Raw genomic sequence first — 6353 nt, 5'->3', positions numbered from 1 at the left:
AAGACATAGGTTCAGTACCGAAAATGCGGGTATTTCTATTTCAAGAGATAACATCAACCAACTAACAGGTAGGCAGCGATTAGATCCTAGCTTTGTAAATGATGTACATTATGAATTGATGCAGTATGGAATGGCATTTGTGACAGACACCGGCCGGGAAATTTTTATCTCGTACCTGTATCACAGTCGATAAATTGGCGAGAGCGACTCGAATATCAATTTGAAAAAGAGTTATTCTGCAACATTTATCCCATGGAGAAATCCGGATAAGAAAAAGGTTCAACTTATTGATTAAGTTGAACCTTTTCTTTATTAGGTCAAGCCTTGAATGATAACAAACTTTTCTAGCAGCTCGTCTTCAGTTTCAATATGATTTGGATCAGTGATGATGCACTTGGTAATTGGGCATACAGACTGACACGTTGGCTTCTCATAGTGACCTTTACATTCAGTACATAAATTTGGGTCTATTTCGAAGATGCTGTCACCCATCGTGATTGCGCCATTTGGACATTCAGGGTCACACATATCGCAGTTTATGCACTTGTCAGTGATTAACAGAGCCATTGCTTACTTCTCGGTTTTCTAAGTAAAGTTACTTCCCTGATGCATTGCGTGTGTCTTGGCCTTCGCTCAAGTTACGCATCAACAGGCCGAACTCTAAGTCTAGATCTGCTGGTACAGGAATAAATACAAAGTGACCGTTACCTTTTGCGTCTTCAACGGCTTCAGATTTACGATTTTCCATCATCTCTAGTGTGAAAACAACGTTACCTTTCGGTGTCATCATTTCTAAGCTGTCACCTACCAGGAACTTGTTCTTCACTTCTACTTCCGCTAGATCGCCACGGCGTTTACCTGTGAATTCACCAACAAATTGTTGAGTATCAGAGATAGAGTAACCGTACTCGTAGTTTTGGTAAGTGTCGTGAGTGTGGCGACGTAAGAAGCCTTCAGTGTAGCCACGGTGCGCCAGGCTCTCTAGTGTACCCATTAGGCTTTCATCAAATGGTTTGCCTGCTACAGCATCATCGATAGCTTTACGGTAAACTTGTGCAGTACGAGCACAGTAGTAGAAAGACTTAGTACGGCCTTCAATTTTCAGTGAATGAACACCCATCTTCGTTAGACGCTCAACGTGCTGGATTGCGCGAAGGTCTTTTGAATTCATGATGTAAGTACCATGCTCATCTTCAAACGCAGCCATTTTCTCTTCAGGCTTGTGTGACTCTGAAAGTAGAACCACTTCATCTGTTGGTTTACCTAGACCTAGTGTGTTGTCTGGACGTTCATCTTGAACTTCAACATCCTGAATCTCAACACCAGTAGGGTTTGCTTCAACGATTTGACCGTGTTCGTCTTCTTTTGCCGCTTCTGTTTTGTATTCCCAACGACAAGCGTTAGTGCAAGTACCTTGGTTAGGATCGCGCTTGTTCATGTAACCAGAAAGTAGACAACGACCAGAGTACGCCATACAAAGTGCACCGTGAACAAATATCTCTAGTTCTGTTTCTGGGCAGTATTCGCGGATCTCTTCGATCTCTTCAAGTGATAACTCACGTGATAAGATTACACGCTCAACGCCTTGTGTAGCCCAGAATTTTACAGTTGCCCAGTTTACAGCGTTAGCCTGAACTGAGAGGTGGATAGGCATTTCAGGGAATGCTTCACGAACCATCATGATAAGACCAGGATCAGACATGATAAGAGCGTCTGGGCCCATATCAACCACTGGCTTAAGGTCGCGAATGAAAGTTTTTAGTTTAGAGTTGTGTGGCTGAATGTTACATACAACATATAACTTTTTGCCTTGAGCATGAGCTTCATCGATACCGATTTGTAGGTTTTCGTGGTTGAACTCATTGTTACGAACGCGAAGGCTGTAACGTGGCTGGCCCGCATAAACTGCATCTGCGCCATAGGCGAATGCGTAACGCATGTTTTTAAGGCTTCCTGCCGGTGATAATAGTTCAGGTACAAATGGTTTTTGTGTAGTCATTGCTTCGCTCTCTAATCTGATCTCAAGTCAGGTTGATACCACCAAGTGATATCAAAGGGGCGCAAATTTTACGCTAAAATGAGTCTGGTTGATAGCCCTAAAGATAGCAATGATATTAAGAAGAGAGTGAAGGGATAAATATACAGCGGGAAATGCAGGGAAAATAAGCTCAGGCACGGAGTACCTGAGCTTTGGAGATACCGATTAAGCGTTCGGTTGAGTTAATCCACCTAGCGATTCGAATAGGTTCGGAAGGAACACGCTGAACTCACCACATAGCAATGAGAAATCTGCATCAAAGCGTGCAGCTTGGTCCTCACGAGGAATATCGTCGTTCTCATCTTTAAGTTCATCGCTGAACTTCAGGCGTTTGATACTGCCGTCTTCAGCCAGGATAAATTCAATGCGATCTTGCCAGTTGATAAGCAGCTTGGTTACCACTTTGTTCGCCTCAATGTGGTTTTTAATCTCGTCGGCTTCTAGCTCTTGTTTCTTAACTCGAACAATACCACCGTCTTCTTGGATTGATTTAAGCTCAGCTTCATCAAGCATTGTAATGCCTTGAGGCGTATCGCCTGACTTAACCCACTCGGTTAGTGTGGCTTCGATCGCTTGCTCAGGAATGGCAGGGACAACCGGTAGGCTACCCATTGTTTTACGCAGCAGAGCTAACACGTCTTCTGCTTTTTTGTAGCTGCTTGCATCAACCACAATGAAGCCCTCTTTTGGCATGATCAGCGCGTATGTGAAGTTACTGCGGCTAAATGCACGAGGAAGAAGGTCAATGATAATGTCTTCTTTTAGGCTGTCTTTCTCTTTCTTTTTAAGAGGTGTGCCAGACTCTGCTTCAAGTGTTTCAATTTTTGCATTCAGTGACTCTTTAATCACAGATGCTGGCAGCATTTTCTCTTCTTTCTTTGCACAGATAAGAATGCGGTTCTCTGATACGTGCGTCATCATATCGCCATGTTTACCCATTGCGTGCACCCAACCAAACTTCTGTTTGTCTTGGCTACCACAAGGAGTAAAGCGGAATTCTTCAAGTTGTTTCTCTAGCTGATCTGCGTTGAAATCAATATCACGGTTGAAGCGATAGACTAGGCAATTTTTAAACCACATATATTTTTCTCATACCTTTTTAGAAGTGCCTCATGATATGAGATCTAATTCGATTTGTCCTTAGCTCTGTATCAAAAGTTATAAAGTGAAACGTTTGAGACAGTTATATGAAAATTTGTTTTCAAAGGTCACAAAAGTGTCATAATTAACTCAGATAATGCAATGCGTTGATTAAATACAAAGGCTATTCAATTATGTCGAGAAGGATTCTGGTCGTTGAAGATGAAGCACCTATTCGTGAGATGCTGTGTTTTGTACTTGAACAAAAAGGCTACCAAGCAGTAGAGGCTGAAGATTACGATACAGCGGTAAACAAGCTATGTGAACCTTTCCCAGATCTAGTATTACTAGATTGGATGCTACCTGGTGGTAGCGGGATAAACTTTATCAAGCACATGAAGCGTGAAGAGTTAACTCGCAACATCCCAGTGGTGATGCTAACGGCTCGTGGTGAAGAAGAAGATAAGGTTCGCGGTTTAGAAGTTGGCGCTGACGACTACATTACCAAACCATTTTCGCCAAAAGAGCTTGTGGCTCGCCTGAAAGCGGTTATTCGCCGTGTAACACCAACGGCATTGGAAGATGTGATTGATGTTCAAGGTCTTAAATTAGACCCTGTATCACACCGTGTTACCGCAAGTGAAGGTCCAGTTGATATGGGACCAACAGAATTCAAAATGCTGCATTTCTTTATGACGCACCAAGAACGAGTATACAGCCGAGAGCAGCTGCTTAACAACGTTTGGGGTACTAATGTTTACGTTGAAGACCGAACGGTTGATGTACACATTCGACGCCTGCGTAAAGCGCTTGAGTCTGCAGGTCACGATAAGCTCATCCAAACGGTTCGTGGCGCTGGCTACCGTTTTTCTATAAAGGCTTAATTTGGCTTCGCTGCCCAGTTTACGGAGTCCTGAATGGTTGAAAAGTTAACCTGGAAAAAGCTGGCTTGGGAGCTGGCTTTTTTTTACGCACCATGGGTTTTAGTCGGATGGATATTCGGTTATCTACCTTGGTTACTGCTGGCTGCTACGGTATTGCAGCTCGGCTGGCACCTACACAACCAAATGCGTTTGTCCGCATGGTTGTGGGATGAGAAGCGTCTAACTCCACCTTCAGGCTCTGGAAACTGGGAATCTCTGTTTAACGGTATCTATCGTATGCAGCAGAGACAGCGTCGTAAACGTAAAGAGCTGACTAACCTTATCCGCCGTTTCCGTAACGGTGCTGAGTCTCTTCCCGATGCCGTTGTGGTATTTCGTGGTGAAGGCAATATCGTTTGGTGTAACAAGCTTGCTCAGTATTTGTTGGGCTTTCGTTGGCCAGATGATTCAGGTCAACCGATCTCGAATTTGATTCGTACTCCAGATTTTATTAAGTACCTTAATAAGCAGGATTTCTCTGAGCCATTAGAAATGCCTTCTCCTCTGAATGTGGAGCGTATGCTTGAATTGCGTATTGTGCCGTATACCGAGGGCGAACACCTGATGGTGGTGCGTGATGTCACCCAGCTTAAGCAGCTAGAGGGCATGCGCCGTAACTTCTTCGCTAACGTCTCCCATGAGTTGCGTACACCAATGACCGTCCTTCAAGGTTATCTTGAAATGACGGAAGACCCAGACATGATTGTTGGCCCAATGTGGACCAAGGCGCATGGCGTAATGACTGAGCAATTGAATCGTATGAACAGTCTGGTTAATCAGTTGCTCACACTTTCGAAAATTGAAGCAGCGCCGATGCATGAGCTGGATGAAGTAGTGAACGTTCCTGCGATGCTTGAAGTTCTTGAGAAAGAGGCGGTGAGCCTTAGCGGTGAGCGCGAACATAAACTTGAATTTGATATCGATAAGAGTTTGCGTGTTCTTGCTGATGAAGACCAATTGAGAAGTGCGATTTCGAATTTAGTTTATAACGCGGTTAAATACACACCCGCAGGGGCAACGGTCAAAGTTCGTTGGTATCAAACAAGTCAAGGCGCATGCTTAGATGTGTCAGATACCGGTGATGGTATTGAGCCTCAACACTTACATCGACTCACAGAGCGCTTCTATCGTGTAGATAAAGCCCGCTCTCGTGATACCGGTGGTAGTGGTCTTGGATTGGCGATTGTAAAGCACGCACTTAGCCACCACGATTCACACCTCGAAATTCAAAGTGAAGTGGGCGTTGGCAGTCGTTTTCATTTCACGTTGCCAAACCGGTTGACCGTGTCATGAGTGACTTAATACGCAGGATGCGTTTGCCGATTAGTTCTATGTTAGCGATGGTATTGGCGTGGCCCAGCTTCGCTGAGCAGAGTGTTGAATCACTGCCCGATTATTCCAAGGTTCCAGGTATATCTGGAAGCCTGTTGTCGGTCGGTTCTGATACTTTGGCTGGAATGTCGACACTCTGGGTAGAGGAGTTTAAATCCTATTATCCGAATGTAAATGCTCAGGTCCAAGCATCGGGCTCTTCTACTGCACCTCCTGCACTGACGGAAGGGACAGCACACCTTGGTCCTATGAGCCGACCAATGCGTTTACGTGAAGTGGAAGCTTTTGAAAGAGAGCATGGATATAAGCCAACTGCATTACGAGTCGCTATTGATGCAATCGGGCTGTTTGTCCACCGAGACAACCCTATTGAAGGGCTTAACTTTCGTCAGATTGATGGCATCTTTTCTGAGACCTTACGCTGCGGAGCAACGAAGCCCCTCAAAAACTGGCAAGATCTCGGAATCGATCAGCCATGGGCGAAACATCGATTCCAACTGTTCGGTCGCAATTCTGTATCGGGGACTTATGGATACTTCAAACAGAATGCACTGTGCAGCGGTGACTTTAAAAATCGTGTGAATGAGCAACCTGGCTCGGCTTCTGTCGTTCAGTCGGTCGCTTCATCCATTAGTGGGATTGGCTACTCAGGCATTGGCTACCGTGTAGCAGGTGTTAAGTTGATTCCTATTGCAGAGCACGGCTCTAATTATGTTGAGCCTACGCGTGCGAATATCTTGAGCGGTGATTACCCTCTATCTCGTTTCCTCTATGTGTATGTGAATAAGCATCCGGATAAACCACTTTCTCCGGTTGAAAGAGAGTTCCTTACTTTTGTATTCTCAAAGCAAGGGCAAGAGCTTGTAGAAAAAGATGGCTATCTAGCAATACCGTCTGAATTTGCAGAACAAGAGCTCGCAAAAGTTGGGTTATAGCTCAAACTCAAGATACAGATAGACTACTTGCGGTAGGCTATTTTC

Annotated in this window: 6 protein-coding genes and 1 pseudogene; 4 read left to right on the top strand and 3 right to left on the bottom strand. The window is 44.6% G+C overall.

All coding sequences use genetic code 11. The features are described from left to right. Positions 1-193: pseudogene (locus ACTRWI_RS00680) on the top strand (hypothetical protein); the annotation flags it as partial. Positions 194-312: 119 nt separating this feature from the next. Here the strand turns inward: ACTRWI_RS00680 and ACTRWI_RS00675 are convergent. The 3 genes from ACTRWI_RS00675 to rdgC all read right to left on the bottom strand — a co-directional run bounded on the left by ACTRWI_RS00675 (position 313) and on the right by rdgC (position 3118). Continuing rightward, positions 313-567 carry a YfhL family 4Fe-4S dicluster ferredoxin gene (locus tag ACTRWI_RS00675; protein ID WP_499128437.1) on the bottom strand — a complete coding sequence of 85 codons (255 nt, stop codon included), beginning with the start codon at positions 565-567 and terminating at the stop codon, positions 313-315. 28 nt (positions 568-595) lie between these two features. Further along, positions 596-1999: a prephenate-dependent tRNA uridine(34) hydroxylase TrhP gene (gene trhP, locus ACTRWI_RS00670; RefSeq protein WP_499128435.1), complete on the bottom strand. Its 1404-nt coding sequence runs from the start codon at positions 1997-1999 to the stop codon at positions 596-598. A 204-nt stretch (positions 2000-2203) separates the two neighbouring features. Continuing rightward, on the bottom strand, positions 2204-3118 hold the full coding sequence (gene rdgC, locus ACTRWI_RS00665) for a recombination-associated protein RdgC (protein ID WP_499128432.1): 915 nt from the start codon (positions 3116-3118) through the stop codon (positions 2204-2206). 194 nt (positions 3119-3312) lie between these two features. Between rdgC and phoB the strand changes: the two genes are divergently transcribed. The 3 genes from phoB to ACTRWI_RS00650 are packed head-to-tail and all read left to right on the top strand — an operon-like array spanning position 3313 to position 6308. Then, positions 3313-4002 carry a phosphate regulon transcriptional regulator PhoB gene (gene phoB / locus ACTRWI_RS00660; RefSeq protein ID WP_108021149.1) on the top strand — a complete coding sequence of 230 codons (690 nt, stop codon included), beginning with the start codon at positions 3313-3315 and terminating at the stop codon, positions 4000-4002. 33 nt (positions 4003-4035) lie between these two features. Then, positions 4036-5334, top strand: coding sequence for a phosphate regulon sensor histidine kinase PhoR (phoR, locus tag ACTRWI_RS00655; RefSeq protein ID WP_499128429.1), 1299 nt, complete (start codon positions 4036-4038; stop codon positions 5332-5334). Positions 5335-5372: 38 nt separating this feature from the next. Next, positions 5373-6308 carry a PstS family phosphate ABC transporter substrate-binding protein gene (locus ACTRWI_RS00650; protein WP_499128445.1) on the top strand — a complete coding sequence of 312 codons (936 nt, stop codon included), beginning with the start codon at positions 5373-5375 and terminating at the stop codon, positions 6306-6308. Positions 6309-6353 lie beyond the last annotated feature (45 nt).

The sequence above is a fragment of the Pseudoalteromonas sp. G5_S1_14_S5 genome, assembly GCF_054968605.1.
Note: the sequence above shows the minus strand (reverse complement) of the source record. Positions and strands in the feature narration are given on the sequence as shown.